Origin of the sequence: Microbacterium sp. NPDC056736, assembly GCF_042790415.1 — a bacterium.
In the GTDB taxonomy this organism is placed as follows: domain Bacteria; phylum Actinomycetota; class Actinomycetes; order Actinomycetales; family Microbacteriaceae; genus Microbacterium.
The window spans coordinates 273,647-291,421 of the sequence record NZ_JBHTZE010000004.1 but is presented as its reverse complement, the minus strand read 5'-3'; the positions used below and the strand labels follow the sequence as shown (position 1 = coordinate 291,421).

Here is a 17,775-nt window from a genome sequence, read left to right as displayed (position 1 = left end):
CTGTGCACACCGACGCCGATCAGATCGAAGACGAGGCTCAGACCGAGCCCGCCGCGATGACGTTCTCCGACCTCGGGCTGAGTCAGCCCGTCCTCAAGGCGCTGCGCGGGATCGGCTACGAGACCCCCTCGGCGATCCAGGCGGCGACCATCCCGACCCTGCTGGCGGGCCGTGACGTCGTCGGCATGGCGCAGACCGGAACCGGCAAGACCGCCGCGTTCGCGCTGCCGATCGTCGACCGGCTCGACCTCTCGCAGAAGAGTCCCCAGGCACTCGTGCTCGCCCCCACGCGCGAGCTCGCGCTGCAGGTGTGCGAGGCGTTCGAGAAGTACGCGGGCCACCTGAAGGACGTGCACGTGCTTCCCGTCTACGGCGGCCAGGGGTACGGCGTGCAGCTCTCGGCACTCCGACGCGGCGTGCACATCGTCGTCGGAACGCCCGGCCGCATCATCGACCACCTCGAGAAGGGGACGCTCGACCTCTCGGCTCTGCAGTATCTCGTGCTCGACGAGGCCGACGAGATGCTCAAGATGGGCTTCGCCGAGGATGTCGAGACGATCCTCGCCGAGACGCCCAAGACCAAGCAGGTCGCTCTCTTCTCGGCGACCATGCCGCCGCAGATCCGCCGGATGTCGAAGCAGTACCTGAACGACCCCGAAGAGATCACGGTCAAGTCCAAGACCCAGACGTCGGCGAACATCTCGCAGCGCTACCTGATCACCGCCTGGCAGCAGAAGATGGACGCGCTCACCCGCATCCTCGAGGTCGAGAACTTCGACGGCATGATCGTCTTCGGCCGCACCCGGAGCGTCACCGAGGAGATCGCCGAGAAGCTGCGCGCCCGCGGCTACTCCGCCGCCGCGATCAACGGCGACATCGCGCAGCCGCAGCGCGAGAAGACGGTCAACCAGCTGAAGTCGGGCAAGCTGGACATCCTCGTGGCGACGGACGTGGCGGCCCGCGGCCTCGACGTCGAGCGCGTCTCGCACGTCGTGAACTACGACATCCCGACGGACGCCGAGTCCTACGTCCACCGCATCGGCCGCACCGGCCGCGCCGGGCGCACCGGCGACGCGATCAGCTTCGTCACCCCGCGCGAGCGCGGCCTGGTCAAGATGATCGAGCGCGCGACCCGCCAGGAGCTCACCGAGATGCCGCTCCCCAGCGTCGACGAGGTGAACGTCACCCGGCTGTCGCGCTTCGACGACCGCATCACCGCCGCGCTCGACGAGGCCGACCGGATCGAGCGCTTCCGCGACATCGTCGCCCACTACGTCCGCAACCACGACGTGCCCGAGGTCGACGTGGCCGCCGCGCTCGCGGTGGTCGCGCAGGGCGAGACCCCGCTCCTGCTCGAGCCCGACCCCGAGCCGGCGCCGCGCCGCGAACGCGCCGACCGCCCGGATCGCGGCGATCGGCCCGCCTTCGGCGACCGTCCCGAGCGCGGCGAGCGCCGGACTCCCCGCGAGGGCCTCTCGACCTACCGCATCGCCGTCGGCAAGCGCCACCGTGTGGAGCCGCGCCAGATCGTCGGCGCCCTGGCGAACGAGGGCGGCCTGCGCCGCGACGACTTCGGCGCGATCAAGATCATGCCCGACTTCTCGCTGGTCGAGCTGCCGGCGAACCTCTCACGCGAGACCCTCGACCGTCTCGCCGACACCCGCATCTCGGGTCAGCTCATCGAGCTGCGCCCCGACGCCGGGCGCCCTCAGCGGCGGACGGATGCCGCGTCCCGACCCCGTCGCGACGACCGGGGTGCGGGCGACCGCGGCTTCGGCGAGCGCGGCGCCGGCCGCGGGTACGGCGACCGCCCGGAGCGCAAGCCGCGCCACAAGCGCAGCGACGACTGATCTTCGACGCGCCGTCCCCCGGGGTGGGAGCGGCATCCGGCACGTGACGGCGGGCGGGGCGATTGCGCCCCGCCCGCCGTCGTCGTCGTCGCAGCGACTCAGCCGCCGGCCTGCACCGTGAAGAAGATCTCGACGAGGTCCGCCTCGTAGGCGTGGAAGTAGTGGTCGATGCCCTTCCCGTCGGTCGAGTGCCCCTCAGGCGCCTTGCCCTTGGGCAGCGTGTCGCGGGTGAATGTCGTCAGCGTGGTCGGGATGCCCCGCTCGGCCGTCATCGCGACGGCCTGCTGCACCTGCTCGGGCGTGAGCGGGTCGCCGCCGAGGAACTCGTGCGCGCTCATGTACAGCTCGGAGATGTCGAGGGCCACCCAGTTCTGCGAATGGGTCGCTCCGGCGTCGCCCTGCGCGGACCTGTCCGGGATGTAGCACTCGTGTGCGGACGCGACGCCCGCACCGGTGAAGACGAGTGCTGCGGTCAGGGCGGTGGCCCCGAAGATCTTGCGGATCATGCTGTTTCTTCCTTCCCCGGGGGCGCAGGGACGCACCCCTCCGCAGTGCTGGAGCCGGGCACCGCGACGGTGATACAAGAATGTGAGCGGATGCCCCTCCGCGGCGGGCCCCGTTCGGCACGCTGTGCGCGAACATGCCCCCGCGTGCGCCGCTCGCCTCGGCCCGCTCTCAGCCGCCCCCGTAGGATCGTTGCATGGCCGGATTCTGGGGCAGACGCAAGCGCGAGCAGGAAGAACTGAGCACGCAGGACGCCGATCTGGCGCGGCGCGCCCAGCAGGCCCTCGTGGCCGCCGACGAGCGCATCCGCCTGACGACGGACGAGCTGGCCTTCGCCGATGCCGAGCTCGGCCCCGGCCCCACCAAGGAGCTCCGCGACGCGCTGGAGTCGGTGCGCACGCACCTGCAGGAGGCCTTCCATCTGCACCAGCTGAACCACGACGAGATCCCCGACACCCCGGAGGAGCTCCGCACGCGCAATGCGCGCATCGTGCAGCTCTGCGAGTGGGCCGAAGACCTGCTCGACGACCGCACCGAAGCCCTCGCCGGGTCCATCGAGCGCGCCCGCCGCGCACCCGAGATCATCGCGCGGGTGCGCGCGGATGCCGCGCGCCTGCGGCTGCGACTCCCCGACGCCCGGTCGACGGTCGAGCGCCTCGCCGTGCGGTACTCCTCGCACGCACTCGCCCAGATCGAGGCGAATCCGGCGGAGGCCGAGCAGCTGCTGGGGTTCGCGGAGCACAGCGCGAGCGTCGCCGAGCGGCGCCGCGAGGCGGGTCAGCGCGAGCAGGCCAACATGGCCCTGGAGGCGTCGACCGAGTCGGTGCGTCGCGCTGAGACGCTGCTGGACGCGGTGGAGACGTTCGAGGTGGAGGCGCTGCGCGCCGAGTCCACTCTCGCCGCGATCGTCGAGGACTCGCGGGGCGACATCGTCGCCGCGCTCAAGGAGCCGCACTCGCCTGCCGTGGAGGCCGCGATCGCCCAGCTGCAGGCCGCCCTGGCCGCACTGCCGGCGGCAGGCGTCAACACCGATCCGTTCGAGCAGCTGTCTCGACTGCGGGAGGCGAACGCCGGGCTCGACGCCGCGATCGCCGCAGCGCGGGAGCGCGCCGCGCGCCCGATCCCGCCGCTCGAGCACGTGCGGCACGCCATCGATGACGCGGACCGCCAGATCGCCGTCTCCCGCGACGTCATCGCCGGGCACCGCGGATGGATCGGCGCCGACGCGCGCACCCGGTTCGCCGAGGCGGAGCGCATCCGCCTCGATCTCGATCGCCTCCTGGGCGCATCCGCGTCGGCGGTGACGACCATCGACGAGGACCACCGGGAGCAGGCGTTCGCGATGGCGCGCCGTGCGGCGTTCCTGGCCAGTGAAGCACTGCAGCTCGCTCAGCGCGACATCGATTCCGCGAGGCCCCAGCCCGAGCAGTGGGGTGCGCCGGGGTACGGCCAGCAGGGCTGGGGCGGCGGCCGCCGCAGCGGCGGAGGCGACCTCATGGGCGGCATCCTGGGCGGCCTCGTCATCGGCAGCATCCTGGACGGCTTCATCGACTGACGCCGCCCCCTGGCGACGGCCCGCGGATTCTCAGGCGGCGAGCTCGAGCCCGTCCGCGACGACGCGACCGTCGTGGATCACCGTGCGGTCCGCTCCGCGGTCCATCACGGCGCTCGTCGGCGTCTCGCCGTCGACCAGCACGAGGTCGGCGCGGTCGCCGGGCGCGACGCCCGGCCGGTCGCCGACGCCCGCCACACGGGGTGAGGAGCCGCGCATGATCGACGCGCCGCCCATCGTGCCCACGGCGAGCGCCAGCTCGATGAGATCGTCGCGCCGGAAGCCGTTGACGAACGCGAGCTGCCACGTGCGGTCCAGCATGTCGCAGTTCCCGTACGGGCTCCAGTAGTCGCGCTGGCCGTCCTCGCCGAGCCCCACGCGCACGCCCGCCTCGACGAGGTCCACGAGCGACAGGTGCCCCGTGGTCGACGGTGCGACCGTCGCCATCGCGATGTCGAGCTCGGCGAACTCGTCGATGAGGCGCCGGCTCACCGCCTCCGAGACCGAGCCGAGACCGTAGGCGTGCGAGAGCGTGACCTTGCCCTGCATGCCCAGCGCGCGCGTGCGCTCGAGGATCAGCTCGGTGCTGAACACGCCGAGCTCGCCGGGCTCGTGCAGGTGGATGTCGACCTCGACCTGGTATCTCTCGGCCAGGCCGAACACGATGTCGAGGTGCCGGACCGGGTCGCGGTCCAGCTGGCACGGATCGATCCCGCCGATCACGTCGGCACCCTGCCGGAGCGACTCCTCGAGGTACTCCACGGTGCCGGCCTCACGCAGGATCCCCGCCTGGGGGAAGGTCATGATCTGGACGTCGGCGTGGTCGCGGAACCTCTCCTTCGCCGCGAGCACCGAGTCGAACTTCTCGAGCCTGCAGTCCACGTCGACCTGCGCGTACGTGCGCACCCGCGTGGTGCCCCTGGCGATCATCCGCTCGAGGGTCCCCGCGACGATCGCCGCGTGCGGCACGTCGGTGTTCCGCCAGTTCCGCCGATCGTTGAGCATCATGCCCCACACCCCGGGCGCGCCCGTGTGCGGACGGAACGGCAGCCCGATACGCGACGAGTCGAGGTGCACGTGCACGTCGCTGAACGACGGCAGCAGCAGTCGGCCGCGCCCGGCGACGTCCTGCGGACCGGGCGCGGCGGCTGAGTCGTGCGGTCGGATGGCGGCGATGCGGGCGCCTTCGATGACGACGTCGGCGGCGTCGGCGCCCCACGGACGGGCGTTGCGGATGATCACGGTGGTCCTTCCGGAGGAACGGCTGCGGACGCGCCGGGCCGAGTGCGTCCGACCCGGGACAGCAGAAGGGGTGCGGCCGAGAAGGCCGCACCCCATTGTCCGTCAGCCGGTCAGGAGGCGAGCTCCTCCGGCTGCGCCTGCGTTGTCAGCGAGATCACGCCGTAGTCCCAGCCCTTGCGCCGATACACCACGCTCGGGTGGTCCGTGCGCGCGTCGATGAAGAGGAAGAAGTCGTGGCCGACCAGCTCCATGCGGTCGACGGCCTCCTCGACCGACATCCATTCGGGGTGGAACTCCTTGGTGCGGATGACGACGGGCGTGTAGCCCTCCTCCTCCTCGTTGCCCGTGACGATCGGGATCTCGCCGGTTGCGACGGCGCGGAGCACGTCGACGGATGCCGGCTGCACATCGATTCCCTGGATGGCGCCGCTCCCCTTCTCGAACTTGGCGCCGCGGGGGTGGTTGCGTGCGTCGACGCGCTTGTCCTTCGCCCGCCGGAGCTGCTCGCACAGCTTGTCGACAGCGAGGTCGAGAGCGGTGAACTTGTCGCCGTCCGTCGCCTCGGCCCGGATCACCGGTCCTTTGCCGTTGACGGTGAGCTCGACGGTCTCGTCTTCCATGCGCCCGTTGTGGTAGGCGCGGTGGGTGACCTTGACGTCCACGCGCTGTGCGCGCGGCGCGAGGTTCTGGATACGGGCCGCCTTCTCTTCGACGACACTGCGGAAGCGATCGGTGATACCCACTCCCACGCCGACGATGCTGGTTTCCATCCCTGACCTCCTTGTTCCGGTCCACCCGGCCAAGGGCGGACCATCAGTCGCCTTGTGCCCCCACGGTATCCCGGTGTCGGGGGTCTGTCACCTGTGAGTTTCGAATGCGTCCACGCCGCGTTCATCCGCCCGTGCGGTGGCGCCGCGGGGTCGCCGCGATGGTCACCGCACCGACCACGTCGGCGCCCGCCGCGCGCAGTGCGCGCACGGCTTCGGCCACGCTCGCACCCGTCGTCACGACGTCGTCGACCACGATCACCCGCAGCCCGGCGGCGTCGTGCGCGGCCAGACTGTGCGCGACGTTGCGGCGTCGCAGGTCGCGATCGAGCCCGCGCTGATCGGCCGTCCGGCGCACCGCCCGGAGCAGCCTGCGCACGCGCCGCCCGGTGCGGCGGACCACGACGTCGGGCATCCGGAATCCGCGACGGCGGTACGCCGCCCGCGACGTCGGCATGGGGACGAGCACGGCGTCGGGAGCGCCGGTGCGCACCAGCGCCGCCTGCAGCGCGGGGACCAGCGCCCGGGCGAGGCCGGTGCGGCCGTCCTCCTTGATCGCGCGCAGCACGCGCGCCGCGACGCCCTCGAAGGCCAATCCGCTCCAGACGAGCACGTCGCCCCCGTCCGCCTCGACGACGCGCCGGCGGGGGTCGGGGGTCAGGGCGAGGAGGCAGCGCTCGCACAGCGCGACGTCGGGCTCGTCGCACCCGGCGCACGACAGCGGCAGCACGAGGGCGAGCGCGTCGGCGCATGCCGCCCGCACCGGCACCCAGAGCTCTCGCATCACCGCATCAGCCTCGCGGGCCGGCGCCGGGCCCGACCGGCCCATCCCGGGGCCGGTGGAGGGCGCGCACGAGCCGCGCCCTGGGGAGGAGCCCTACTGGGGGGCGCCCTGCTGGGTCGCGAGCACGCGGATGCCGGTCGCCGTCGGCTGCCAGGTCGTGCCGCGCTTGACGAACAGCGTGCCGTCCAGTGCGAGCAGGCGCAGGCTGGAGATCCCGCTGCCGCCGGCGATCGACTTCATCCCCGCAGCCGCCGTGGAGGTCGTGGTCGGCGCACCGACGACCTGCTCCACCACCACGGACTCCGTCTCGCCGCCGCCCAGCACGCCGACCGTGACGTCGTCGATCCAGGTGACTCCGAGCCCCGTGCCGCCCACGCTGACGAGCCGCACCGGGGTTCCGAGCGCTTCCGGCACGCCGTCCGCGTTGCGCAGGACCCCGGCCACCCACAGCATGGAGCGGCCGCCCGAGGTCACCGTGGCAGCGATCCGCGTGCCGTCGCGGGACAGGGCCATGCCGGCGATCGAGGTCGCCTCGGCCCAGGCGTCGGCGACCTCGACGACGTCGCCGCCGGGCAGGTGGGCGCGCACCTTACCCGGCGCGCTGCGCGGCACGCTCCACACGATCCCCAGCCGGTCGATGGTCGGGTCGACGAGGTCGGCGCGCGTGTCGAGCACCTCCGGCTCGGGCACTGCCGCGCTGAGCCGCACCACGGCGCCCGAGGACAGCTTCGCCGCCGCGAGGCTGCGCTCGGGGTCCACCTGGACGCTCGTCGGCGCCGCGTTCTCGACGGCTGCCGACAGACCCGGGATCTTGTCGAGCTCGTCGCCGGTGAGGAAGCCGAAGCCGTCCTCGGTGAGCACCAGCGGTGCGGCCGGGACGCGCGTCGAGCGCACCGCGACGGGCTGCGCGTCGACAGGGGTCGAATCGACGCTCATGACGACATCGGATGCCCCGGCCGCGCTCAGGCTCGCCTCGAGCTGCGTCAGCATGCGGTCAAGGGCCGTGGTGCTCGCGCCGACGATTCCTTCGCTGAGCTCGACCTCGGCCACGCCGTTCTCGTCGATCGGCACCGACGGCACCGCCGTGACGTCGTCGGGGAACGCCGTCGTCACCGAAGCGGCGAGCCACTCGCTCGGGGGCCCGTTCACGAGCGCCCCGGCGATGCTGCTGGCGGCCGTCGTGACGGGGAACCAGCGCACGTCGGGCACGAGGTACTCCCAGGCCGGATCGAAGTACATCAGCGGATAGCGGTGGAACACGGTGGGGAACTGCGCCTCGTCGAGCCAGATGCCGTCCGGCGCCTCGGTGATGCGCCACTCGCCGTCGCTGCGCTGCGCGAGACGGAAGACCTGCTCGCCCGGGGCGAGCTCCGCCCGCTCGTAGGCGCCGATGTTGTCGACGGTGGCCACGACGTCGAAGGCGAAGCCCACGACGCCCTCGCCCGTCTCGACGTAGTCGCGCTCCGCGCGCTCGTCGACGATGACGCCCGCCTCGGGCTTCCAGGTGTCCCGGAGCGCCGGCGCGAGGAACTCGCGGGCGACCGCCCAGTTGCCCCCCACGCCGGGACCGGAGCCGGCGTCGATGAAGCCCTCCACGATCTGCGCCGGGGACGCACCGGGCTGCGGCCGGTTGGGGATGAAGGTCACGTTCTGCGACCCGGCGCCGGTGTCGCCGGTCTCCAGCCCGTACTCGACCGGCCCGCTCATCGGGAAGCCCGCGCAGCCGGTGACGACGAGCGCGCAGGCGGCGAGGAGCAGCGACAGGATGCCGCGTGCCCGGGTCATGCCGGACCTCCCGTTGTCGCGGCATCCGCTTCACTGCCGGCGCGCCGCGGCGACGCCGCCCGCGGCAGGTCGATCGGCTCGGTCAGGCCGAGGTCCTCGAAGGGCGCCGCAGCGTCGTCGCCGGGCTCCACGGGGATGGGCGAAGACCCGTCGAGCACCGCGTCCTTCCGTGGCAGCGTCAGCACGAAGTGAGTGCCCTTGCCGGGCTCGGACCACACCGCCAGCTCGCCGCCGTGCAGCTTCGCGTCACCGAGCGCGATCGACAGCCCGAGGCCCGTTCCGCCGATCGTCCGCTTGCGCGACGGGTCTGCGCGCCAGAACCGGTCGAACACCCGCTCGGCATCCTGGGGGTTCATGCCCATCCCGTAGTCGCGCACGCCGATGGCCACCGCCTGCTGGTTGCTGTCGACGGTCACGACGATGGGGCGGCCCTCGCCGTGCTCGATGGCGTTGCCCAGCAGGTTGCGCACCACGCGCCGCACCCGGCGCGGATCCATGTCGACCGGCGAGTAGCCGCCCGGCGCGACCAGTCGGACGTCGCTGCCGTGCTGCTCGGCCAGCTGGTGCATCGAGCCGATGACGTCCTCGGCGAGGTGCGCCAGGCTCGTCGGCTCGAGCTCGAGCTGCACCGAGCCGGCGTCGTAGCGGCTGATCTCCAGGAGATCGGTCAGGAGCGTCTCGAAGCGCTGCACCTGCGCGTTCAGCAGCTCGGCCGCGCGGGCCGTGGCGGGGTCGAACTCGTCGCGCTGGTCGTTGATCATGTCGGCCGCGAGCCGGATGGTGGTCATCGGCGTGCGCAGCTCGTGCGACACGTCCGAGACGAACCGCTGCTGCACGAGGGACAGCTCGGCGAGCTCCTTGATCTGCGACTCGAGGCTGTCGGCCATCGCGTTGAACGACCGGCCGAGCGTGGCCAGCTCATCCTCGCCGTGCACCTCGAGCCTCACGTCCAGCTGACCGGCGGCCAGCTTGGCGCTGGTGTCGGCCGCCTCGCTGATCGGGGTCGTGACCGAGCGCAGGACGAACCAGGCGATGCCGCTGATGAGCAGCACGAGGCCGATCCCGACGATCCACAGCGTGCGCTGCACGAACGAGAGCGTCTGCGGGGCGTTGGCGAGGTCGTAGGCGAGGTAGAGCTCGTACGAGGCGACGCCCTCGATGTTCAGCTGCTGCCCCACGACGATGCCGGGCGCACTCGTCTCGGCGCCGTCGGGCAGCGAGACCGGCTGCCAGATCTGCCGGTCGGGGGTGGTGCGCACGAGGGTGCGCATCGGCACCGTCAGCAGCTCGTCGATCACGCCTTCGGCGGTGGAGAAGTCCTGGGGGGCGTTGGGCACGGGCGGGCCGATGCGATAGGCGGCGACCATGTCCGCGGAGGACTGGTCGCGCAGCGCGGTGAACGCCAGCGTCATGACGTTCTGCATCTGCACCGCGTCGCTCTGCACCGCGGCGTCCAGGGTCCGCTGCGCGGCCGCGCGGGCCTGCTCCGCGTCGATGAGCACCTGATCCCTGCGGGAGGCGAAGAGGTCGTTCTGGATGGCCAGTGCCATCCAGACGCACGCCACGACCACCGCCAGCGCGGTGAGGCCGATGGTGACCAGGATCGTCCGGAAGCGCAGCGAGCGCCGCCACAGCGCCGCGATGTTCCCCGGCCATGCGCGCCACAGGCGCCACCCTGTCAGGGGGGCCATCGTGGCCGTCACGCCCGTCGTCGGCGCTGTCACGGGAACCTCAGACGACGGCACCGGCGCGGTAGCCGACGCCGCGCACCGTCGTGACGATCTTGGGGTTGTCGGGGTCCTTCTCGACCTTCGCGCGCAGTCGCTGCACGTGCACGTTCACCAGGCGCGTGTCGGCCTTGTAGTGATAGCCCCACACCTGCTCCAGCAGCATCTCGCGCGAGAACACCTGCTGCGGCTTCGAGGCGAGCGCGACCAGCAGCTCGAACTCGAGCGGCGTCAGCGCGATGGGCCCGTCGCCGCGGCGCACCTCGTGCGCGGCCACGTCGACGGTGAGGTCGCCGATGCGCAGCATGTCGTTCGCGGGCTGGGACGCGGGACGCAGGCGCGTGCGGATGCGCGCGACGAGCTCCTTGGGGTTGAAGGGCTTGACGATGTAGTCGTCCGCGCCCGACTCGAGCCCCTTCACGACGTCGGCGGTGTCGGTCCGCGCGGTCAGCATGATGATCGGGATGCCGGACTCGGCACGGATGCGCGTGCAGATCTCGATGCCGTCCATGCCCGGGAGCATGAGGTCGAGCAGGATGAGCTCGGGACGCTCGGTCCGCCAGGCCTCGACGGCCTGGGCGCCGTCTGCGCAGAAGACCGTCTCGAATCCTTCCGTGCGCAGCACGATGCCGATCATCTCGGCGAGGGCGGTGTCATCGTCGACCACCAGGATGCGTGAAGTCATCGCGCGGGTTCGTTCCTTCTGTCCAGGCACGGGCCACGGCGAGCGCCGACCCCATGCGCTCCCCACAGAGTAGTCGACAGCGACCGCGGACCGCCCGAACCTCGCCTGAGCGCCCGCCGAGAGCCGCTGCGGGACCCCTCGCCGCGCCGGCCGTGGGAGCGGATGCGGCGTCCGGGTGATGTGGAACGATAGGGGCAACGGCGACCCGCACCGCCCTCGGCGCGGCGCCCATGCCAGAGAGGACCACCGTGACCGCGTACCCGGCTTGGACGCCGGCGTCCCGCCCCGGCATCATCCCGCTGCACCCGCTGACGTTCGGGACGATCCTGGGCCGCTCGTTCGCCGCGCTGCGCCAGAATCCCCGGGTGCTGCTCGGGTTCGCACTGGTCGTGCAGACCCTCGCGTACCTCGTGGTGCTCGGCGGGGTCCTGCTGGTGATGTGGGCGTCGTTCTCGCGCCTGGACACCCTGCAGGAGGGCACCGACGAGTACGACACCGTGATGGCCGGCTCGATCGCGCTCACCGCGGTCGCGGGCATCGTCCTCTCGCTGGCGGCCGGGGCGCTGAGCGTGATCGTGCAGGGCATCGTCGTGGTGGAGGTCACGCACGCGGCGGTGGCCGAGAAGCTCACCCTCGGTGCGCTGTGGCGGCAGGTGAAGCCGATCGCGTGGCGCCTCATCGGCTACTCGCTGCTCGTGGTCCTGGCCGTCGCCGCACTCGTCGCCGCCGTGGTGCTGGCGGTCGTCGGCGTCGCGATCGTGGCCCCGCCTGCGGCCATCGCGCTCACGATCGTCGTGATCGTCGCCGCGATCCCCCTCACGTGGTGGCTCATGATCAAGCTGCTGCTCGTGCCCGCCGCCATCATCGTCGAGCACGCCACGATCCCGCAGGCGCTGTCGCGCTCGTGGACGCTGACGCGCGGCCGGTTCTGGCCGGCGCTGGGGATCATCCTCGTCATCAGCGTCATCTTCGCCACGGTCGCGCAGGTGGTGAGCATCCCGATGAGCTTCCTCTCGCTGGGGCTCACGACGATCATCGCGCCGACCGGCGACCCCGAGCCGACCGCCATCGTCGGCTTCCTCGCGGCGACGCTGCTGACCCAGGTGCTGACCCTGCTGCTGCAGTCCGTCGCCGTGGTGGTGCAGTCCACCGCGACGGCGCTCATCTACATCGACTGCCGCATGCGCCGCGAGGGCCTCGACCTCGATCTGCTGGCGTACGTGGAGCGACGGGATGCCGGGGCCGCCGGTCTGCCGGATCCCTACCGCGAGAACGTCGGGCGCACCGTCGCCCCGCGCATCGCGCCCGGACCGTACGGCGCGCCCGGCTACGCCGCATACCCGCCCGGCTACGCGCAGCCGGTGTTCGGACCACGCGGGGCCGCGGCGCCCGGCTACGGCCCGCCCGCCGGCTACGGTCCCCCACCGGCGCACCCGGTATACGGGCCCCCCGCGGGCTACGGGCAGCCCGCGGGGTACGCCGCGGCTCCCGTGCAGCCGGCGCCGCCCGTGGCGCTCTCCGACGCTCCCGCGAGCCCCGCCGACGCGGACGCCGACGGTGCGGGCGGGCAGGATCCCGCACGACCCGGGACGCCCGCCGAGCCGGAGGCCTCGCCGACCACCTGGACCGCACCCGGCGCCGCCCCGGACGGCGCCGACCGCGGGTCGCCGTGGTCCTGAACGCCGGGATGCTCCGCGTGTCCGCACGCCTCGCCGACGCCGTGCCGCCGCTGACCCCCGACGGCGACGAGGCGCGGCGCTGGGCCGAGGACGAGCTCGCCGACCCCGCCTACGACATCGCGGAACCCACGCCGATCGACCGCATCGCGCGGGCCGTCGGGGACTTCATCGCCTCGCTGCTGAACCCGGACCTCACGGGGGGTCTGGGCACGACCTTCGCGCTCGTGGCAGCGGTGATCGTCGTGATCGTCATCGTCGCCGCATTCCTGGTGTGGGGCATGCCCCGCGTCTCCCGCCGCGCAGCGCCGCGCGCGCCGATGCTGTTCGGCGAGCGCGAGCAGCGCAGCGCCGCGGAGCTGCGGGCCGCCGCCGAGGAGCGCGCCCGCGCGTCGGATTGGGACGCCGCGATCGTGCTGCGCTTCCGCGCGCTGGCACGGGGCTGCCTCGAGCGCGGCGTCGTCGACCCGCCGCCCGGTGCGACCGTCCACGCGTTCGCGCGGGCGGCGGCGGGAGCGTTCCCCTCGCTCGCCGATCGCCTCGAGGACGCCGCGACGGCGTTCGACGACGTCCGCTATCTCCGGCGGCCGGGGACCGGTGACCTCTACCGTCTCGTCGCGTCCGTCGACGACGCCGTGACCGCGGCACGTCCCGCGCTGCGCGAGGAGGTCCCCGCGTGAGTGCGACCCTCACCGCCCGCGCCGCGGACGGCCCGGGGACGACGGATGCCGCTCCCCCGGCGGACGCCGAGAGCCCGGGCGGGCACCGCCCCGGCCGTCGCGTGGGCGCGTGGGTCGCCATCGCCCTGGCGCTGCTCGTCGTCGGCGGGGTGGGCGCGGCCGTCTCGGCCGCGAACCAGTGGGCCCAGCGCGGCGCGCTCGACCCCTCCTCGGCCGGCCCGACCGGCGCGCGCGCACTCGTGCAGATCCTGCGCGCCCACGGGGTCGAGGTCGAGGTCGCGCGCAACCGCGAGGCGGCCGTCCAGGCGCTCGAGCGGTCCGCCGGGACGCTCGTGCTCCCCGACACGCCGGCGCTCTCGGACGAAGCGGTGAACACCCTCGCGGGCGCCGCCGGCGACGTGGTGCTGATCGAGCCGCGCGCCCGCACGCTGGATCTGCTGCTGCCGGGGTCGGCTCCCGCCGGCGTCGCGTCCGACGAGACCGCGCGCCCGGACTGCGACGTCGAGGACGCCGTCCGTGCCGGCGCCGTGCGGCCCTGGGGCGTGTACACGCCGGGCGCGGACACGGCGTCCTGCTACCCGTCCGCCGGCGGCTACGGCCTGCTCGTGCACGAGACCGACCGCGGCCGCGTCGCCGCCGTCGACGGCCGCGCGCTCTTCACCAACGAGCGGCTCGCCGACGACGGCAACGCCGCCCTCGCCGTGAACCTGATGGGGCGGCATGCGCTCGTCGTCTGGTACGTGCCGGGACTCGGCGACACCGACATCGCGGATGCCGATCCGTCGCTCGGCGAGCTCACGCCCCCCTGGGTCAGTCCCGTCATCGTGCTGCTGCTGGTGGCAGGGATCGCGGCCGGCGTCTGGCGGGGCCGGCGCTTCGGCCCGCTCGTGGCCGAGCGGCTGCCCGTGACGGTGCGCGCCTCCGAGACCACCGAGGGCCGCGCCCGCCTGTACGCGCGGGCCCGGGACCCGCTGCACGCCGCGGACCGGCTCCGGATCGGGGCGCTGCGGCGCCTCGCCGGGCTGCTGGGCCTCGCGGCGAGCGCGGCCGCGCCCGAGATCGCCGACGCGGCCGCGGGCCGCGTGGGGCTGGACCGTGCGGCGGTGCGCGGCATCCTGATCGACGACATCCCCCGCAGCGACGCCGAGCTCGTCGCGCTGAGCTCACGACTGCGACAACTCGAGGACGCCGTCCGCGCGGCCGTCCGCCCCGAAAGGAGCCCCCGATGACGGACACCCCCGCACACCCCCGGCCGCCCGCCGCCGACACCGCCGCCGAGACGCGGCCCACGTCGCCCGAGCCTGCAGGCTTCGACGACGCCGCACTGCGGGAGGCGATGAACCGCGTGCGCCTCGAGGTCGGCAAGGCGGTGGTCGGCCAGGACGGCACCGTCACCGGTCTGCTCATCGCGCTCCTCGCGCGCGGGCACGTGCTGCTGGAGGGGGTGCCCGGCGTCGCGAAGACGCTCCTCGTGCGGGCGTTCTCGACCGCGCTGGGCCTGGACACCAAGCGCATCCAGTTCACCCCCGACCTCATGCCCGGAGACGTGTCGGGCTCGCTGGTGTACGACGCGCGGACGGGAGAGTTCGAGTTCCGCGAGGGGCCGGTGTTCACTCATGTCGTGCTCGCCGACGAGATCAACCGGACGCCGCCGAAGACGCAGGCCGCGCTGCTGGAGGCGATGGAGGAGCGTCAGGTCTCGACCGACGGAGTGACGCGCCGCCTCCCCGATCCGTTCCTCGTCGCCGCGACGCAGAACCCGATCGAGCACGAGGGCACGTACACGCTGCCCGAGGCGCAGCTGGACCGGTTCCTGCTCAAGCTCATCGTGGACGTGCCGGCGCGTGAGGCCGAGCTGGCAGTCCTCCGTCGGCACGCCGGCGGCTTCGATCCGCGCGATCTCGCCGCCGCCGGCCTGCGACGGGCCGCCACGGCCGACGAGCTCCGCGCAGCGCAGCGGGCCGCGGCATCCGTCACCGTCTCGGACGACGTCCTCGGCTACGTCGTCGACCTCGCCCAGGCCACGCGGAGCAGCCCGTCGGTGCAGCTGGGCGTGAGCCCGCGCGCCGCCACCGCGCTGCTCGCGGCGGCCAAGGCGTGGGCGTGGCTCGGCGGCTACCCCGCGATCACGCCCGATCACGTGCAGACGATGCTCCTGCCGACGTGGCGCCACCGCATCCGCCTGCGCCCCGACGCCGAGCTCGAGGGCGTCTCGGTCGACGCGGTGCTGGGCTCGGTGGTCCAGCAGACGCGCGTGCCGATCTGACGCCGATGTACGTCACCGGTCGCCTTCCGCTGCTCGTAGCCCTCGGAGCCGTGCCCGTCGTGCTGCTCTCGGCGGCGGGGATGGACGCGTGGCTCGCGGCGGCGGGCTGGGTGGTGCTGTGCCTGGCAGCGGCCCTCGGCGACGCCGCCGCCGCGCCCGATCCGCGCCGGATCGCCGTGACCAGGCTGCTGCCGCGACGCGTGCTGCTCGGGCAGCCGGTGCTCTCGGAGCTGGTGCTGCGCAACACCGGCGATCGAGCCGTGCGGGGCCGCGTGCGTGACGCGTGGCAGCCGACCGCGGGGGCACCGCCCGAGCGACCGACGATCGCCATCCCTCCCGGCGAGGCCCGCACCGTCGGCATCCCGCTCCTCCCCCGTCGGCGCGGCGAGCTGAGGTCGCGCTTCGTCGTCGTGCGCTCGGACGGTCCGCTGCGGCTCGCAGGGCGTCAGACGCGGCTGGACTCCGCGGGCGCGGTGCGCGTGCTGCCGCCGTTCACCGCGAGGCGCCACCTGCCGTCACGGCTCGCGCGGCTGCGCGAGCTCGACGGCAACACCAGCGTGCAGGTGCGCGGACAGGGCACGGAGTTCGACAGCCTGAGGGAGTACGTCCGCGGCGACGACGTGCGATCGATCGACTGGCGGGCGACCGCGAGGTCCAGCACCACGATGCTGCGCACGTGGCGACCCGAGCGCGATCGCCACGTCGTCATCGTGATCGACACCGGACGCACCGCCGCCGCACGTGTCGGGGACGGCGTGCGGATGGACGCCGCGATGGAGTCCGCTCTCCTGCTGGCCGCCCTCGCCACGCGGGCGGGCGACCACGTGCATCTGCTCATGTTCGACCGCACCGTCCGCGCCCGCGTCACGCGGGTCGACGGCCCCTCCCTCCTGCCCGCGATGGTCGACGCGATGGCGCCGGTCGAGCCGCAGCTGATCGACACCGACTGGGATGCGGCGTTCGCACACGTGCGCGCGCTCACCTCGCGCCCGTCGCTCGTCGTGCTCCTGACCGCGCAGGACGCCCCCGAGGCCGCCCGCGGCTTCCTCGGGTCGCTGCCCGCACTCTCGCGAGCAGCCCACGTGCTGGTCGGCACCGTGACGGACGAGCCCGACGAGCTTCCCGAGCGGCCGGACGCCGCCGACGTGTACCGCGCCGCCGCGGTCGAGCGGAGCGCGCACGACGCCGCCGTCGTCGCGGCCGCCGTCGCGCGCGCCGGCGGCGAGGCCATCGCCGCGACGCCCGAGGACCTGCCGCCGCGGATCGCCGACCGCTACCTCGCCCTCAAGGCGGCGGGGCGCCTCTGAGCGGAAACTCCGCACCGATCCTGGGAATCCGCTGAGGATGCCGATACCCTCGCGGCGAGGAAAGGAGTCCGCAGATGTCGGATACCACCATCCCGCCGACCACGGTGAACAGGCTCGTCGCGGAGGCTCTGGGAACGTTTCTGCTCGTCTTCGGCGGCGTCGGCGCGGCGCTGTTCGCGGCGAGCTTCCCGGCCGGGTCGGAGAGCAACCCGCTGGGCATCGCCTTCGTCGGCGTCTCCCTCGCGTTCGGACTCACCGTCGTGGCGGGCGCCTACGCGTGGGGCCCGATCTCGGGCGGCCACTTCAACCCGGCCATCACGCTCGGCCTCGCGGCGGCCGGGCGGTTCGAATGGAACAAGACGATCGGCTACATCGTCGCGCAGCTGATCGGAGGCGCGCTGGGCACCACCGTCATCGTGCTGATCGGCCTGTTCGGCACAGACGACTGGCTGGCGAACGCGCAGGACGGCGGCTTCGCCGCCAATGGGTTCGGCACCGGTGAGTTCGGCTCGCCCGGCGGGTTCGGCATGGGGGCGGCGATCGTCGCGGAGATCGTGCTGACGGCGATCTTCGTGCTCATCATCCTCGGGGTCACCAATCCCACGCGCGGAACGGCGCCGCTCGCACCCCTCGCCATCGGCCTCACGCTCACCCTGATCCACCTCATCTCGATCCCCATCGACAACACGTCGGTGAACCCGGCCCGCTCGATCGCCTCGGCGATCTACGGCGGCCCGGATGCGCTGCTCCAGCTGTGGGTGTTCATCGTCTTCCCGATCGTCGGAGGTCTCCTCGCCGGCGTCCTGCACCGCGCGCTCTTCGAGCCCAAGGGCACGCTGCCGCCCGTGCAGGCGGAGGCGCGCGTCAAGTAGGCGCCGACACGACGGAGCGGCCCGCCCCCCCACCGGCGGCGCGCCCGAGCGGGCCAGCGGCGGACAATAACGGATGCG

Annotated in this window: 15 protein-coding genes; 8 read left to right on the top strand and 7 right to left on the bottom strand. The window is 73.2% G+C overall.

Features of this window, described 5'->3' with window-relative positions:
* The first annotated feature begins 56 nt into the window (after positions 1-56).
* Entirely contained in the window at positions 57-1,850 is a 1,794-nt protein-coding gene (locus ACFRAL_RS10735) for a DEAD/DEAH box helicase (RefSeq protein ID WP_378882823.1), read from the top strand.
* Between the two features lie 98 nt (positions 1,851-1,948).
* Here ACFRAL_RS10735 and ACFRAL_RS10730 read toward each other — a convergent pair whose 3' ends face one another.
* Entirely contained in the window at positions 1,949-2,356 is a 408-nt protein-coding gene (locus ACFRAL_RS10730; RefSeq protein WP_378882588.1) for a hypothetical protein, read from the bottom strand.
* Positions 2,357-2,550: 194 nt separating this feature from the next.
* On the opposite strand from ACFRAL_RS10730, the gene ACFRAL_RS10725 reads away from it, so the two are divergent.
* Positions 2,551-3,909 carry a hypothetical protein gene (locus ACFRAL_RS10725; RefSeq protein ID WP_336398498.1) on the top strand — a complete coding sequence of 453 codons (1,359 nt, stop codon included), beginning with the start codon at positions 2,551-2,553 and terminating at the stop codon, positions 3,907-3,909.
* Between the two features lie 30 nt (positions 3,910-3,939).
* On the opposite strand, the gene ACFRAL_RS10720 is transcribed toward ACFRAL_RS10725, so the two are convergent.
* The 6 genes from ACFRAL_RS10720 to mtrA all read right to left on the bottom strand — a co-directional run bounded on the left by ACFRAL_RS10720 (position 3,940) and on the right by mtrA (position 10,896).
* Positions 3,940-5,148, bottom strand: coding sequence for an amidohydrolase family protein (locus ACFRAL_RS10720; RefSeq protein WP_378882585.1), 1,209 nt, complete (start codon positions 5,146-5,148; stop codon positions 3,940-3,942).
* Positions 5,149-5,258: 110 nt separating this feature from the next.
* Positions 5,259-5,918 carry a ribosome hibernation-promoting factor, HPF/YfiA family gene (gene hpf / locus ACFRAL_RS10715; RefSeq protein ID WP_336398496.1) on the bottom strand — a complete coding sequence of 220 codons (660 nt, stop codon included), beginning with the start codon at positions 5,916-5,918 and terminating at the stop codon, positions 5,259-5,261.
* Positions 5,919-6,039: 121 nt separating this feature from the next.
* Entirely contained in the window at positions 6,040-6,699 is a 660-nt protein-coding gene (locus tag ACFRAL_RS10710) for a ComF family protein (RefSeq protein WP_378882820.1), read from the bottom strand.
* Positions 6,700-6,792: 93 nt separating this feature from the next.
* Positions 6,793-8,484 carry an LpqB family beta-propeller domain-containing protein gene (locus ACFRAL_RS10705; protein WP_378882581.1) on the bottom strand — a complete coding sequence of 564 codons (1,692 nt, stop codon included), beginning with the start codon at positions 8,482-8,484 and terminating at the stop codon, positions 6,793-6,795.
* On the bottom strand, positions 8,481-10,175 hold the full coding sequence (gene mtrB / locus ACFRAL_RS10700) for an MtrAB system histidine kinase MtrB (protein WP_378882817.1): 1,695 nt from the start codon (positions 10,173-10,175) through the stop codon (positions 8,481-8,483). Before mtrB ends, ACFRAL_RS10705 begins: the two co-directional genes overlap by 4 nt.
* Positions 10,176-10,215: 40 nt before the next feature.
* Positions 10,216-10,896 carry an MtrAB system response regulator MtrA gene (mtrA, locus tag ACFRAL_RS10695; RefSeq protein WP_378882578.1) on the bottom strand — a complete coding sequence of 227 codons (681 nt, stop codon included), beginning with the start codon at positions 10,894-10,896 and terminating at the stop codon, positions 10,216-10,218.
* A gap of 248 nt (positions 10,897-11,144) precedes the next feature.
* Here mtrA and ACFRAL_RS10690 point away from each other — a divergent pair, with 248 nt between their 5' ends.
* From ACFRAL_RS10690 to aqpZ, 6 genes are all read left to right on the top strand, one after another.
* Positions 11,145-12,575 (top strand): glycerophosphoryl diester phosphodiesterase membrane domain-containing protein, encoded by a 1,431-nt coding sequence (locus tag ACFRAL_RS10690; RefSeq protein WP_378882576.1) that lies wholly within the window; start codon positions 11,145-11,147, stop codon positions 12,573-12,575.
* 17 nt (positions 12,576-12,592) lie between these two features.
* Positions 12,593-13,252: a DUF4129 domain-containing protein gene (locus ACFRAL_RS10685; protein ID WP_378882573.1), complete on the top strand. Its 660-nt coding sequence runs from the start codon at positions 12,593-12,595 to the stop codon at positions 13,250-13,252.
* On the top strand, positions 13,249-14,481 hold the full coding sequence (locus ACFRAL_RS10680) for a DUF4350 domain-containing protein (RefSeq protein WP_378882570.1): 1,233 nt from the start codon (positions 13,249-13,251) through the stop codon (positions 14,479-14,481). The genes ACFRAL_RS10685 and ACFRAL_RS10680 overlap by 4 nt, the downstream gene beginning before the upstream one ends.
* Positions 14,478-15,518 (top strand): AAA family ATPase, encoded by a 1,041-nt coding sequence (locus ACFRAL_RS10675; RefSeq protein ID WP_378882567.1) that lies wholly within the window; start codon positions 14,478-14,480, stop codon positions 15,516-15,518. Before ACFRAL_RS10680 ends, ACFRAL_RS10675 begins: the two co-directional genes overlap by 4 nt.
* 5 nt (positions 15,519-15,523) lie before the next feature.
* Positions 15,524-16,825 carry a DUF58 domain-containing protein gene (locus ACFRAL_RS10670; RefSeq protein ID WP_378882564.1) on the top strand — a complete coding sequence of 434 codons (1,302 nt, stop codon included), beginning with the start codon at positions 15,524-15,526 and terminating at the stop codon, positions 16,823-16,825.
* A 74-nt stretch (positions 16,826-16,899) separates the two neighbouring features.
* Positions 16,900-17,697: an aquaporin Z gene (gene aqpZ / locus ACFRAL_RS10665; RefSeq protein ID WP_336398489.1), complete on the top strand. Its 798-nt coding sequence runs from the start codon at positions 16,900-16,902 to the stop codon at positions 17,695-17,697.
* The last annotated feature ends 78 nt before the right edge of the window (positions 17,698-17,775 follow it).

Coding starts and splice junctions, on each gene's coding strand:
- ACFRAL_RS10735 (WP_378882823.1), top strand. CDS start 57: ATGACGTTCTCCGACCTCGGGCTGAGTCAGCCCGTCCTCAAGGCGCTG.
- ACFRAL_RS10730 (WP_378882588.1), bottom strand. CDS start 2,356: ATGATCCGCAAGATCTTCGGGGCCACCGCCCTGACCGCAGCACTCGTC.
- ACFRAL_RS10725 (WP_336398498.1), top strand. CDS start 2,551: ATGGCCGGATTCTGGGGCAGACGCAAGCGCGAGCAGGAAGAACTGAGC.
- hpf (WP_336398496.1), bottom strand. CDS start 5,918: ATGGAAACCAGCATCGTCGGCGTGGGAGTGGGTATCACCGATCGCTTC.
- ACFRAL_RS10710 (WP_378882820.1), bottom strand. CDS start 6,699: ATGCGAGAGCTCTGGGTGCCGGTGCGGGCGGCATGCGCCGACGCGCTC.
- ACFRAL_RS10705 (WP_378882581.1), bottom strand. CDS start 8,484: ATGACCCGGGCACGCGGCATCCTGTCGCTGCTCCTCGCCGCCTGCGCG.
- mtrB (WP_378882817.1), bottom strand. CDS start 10,175: ATGGCCCCCCTGACAGGGTGGCGCCTGTGGCGCGCATGGCCGGGGAAC.
- mtrA (WP_378882578.1), bottom strand. CDS start 10,896: ATGACTTCACGCATCCTGGTGGTCGACGATGACACCGCCCTCGCCGAG.
- ACFRAL_RS10675 (WP_378882567.1), top strand. CDS start 14,478: ATGACGGACACCCCCGCACACCCCCGGCCGCCCGCCGCCGACACCGCC.
- ACFRAL_RS10670 (WP_378882564.1), top strand. CDS start 15,524: ATGTACGTCACCGGTCGCCTTCCGCTGCTCGTAGCCCTCGGAGCCGTG.
- aqpZ (WP_336398489.1), top strand. CDS start 16,900: ATGTCGGATACCACCATCCCGCCGACCACGGTGAACAGGCTCGTCGCG.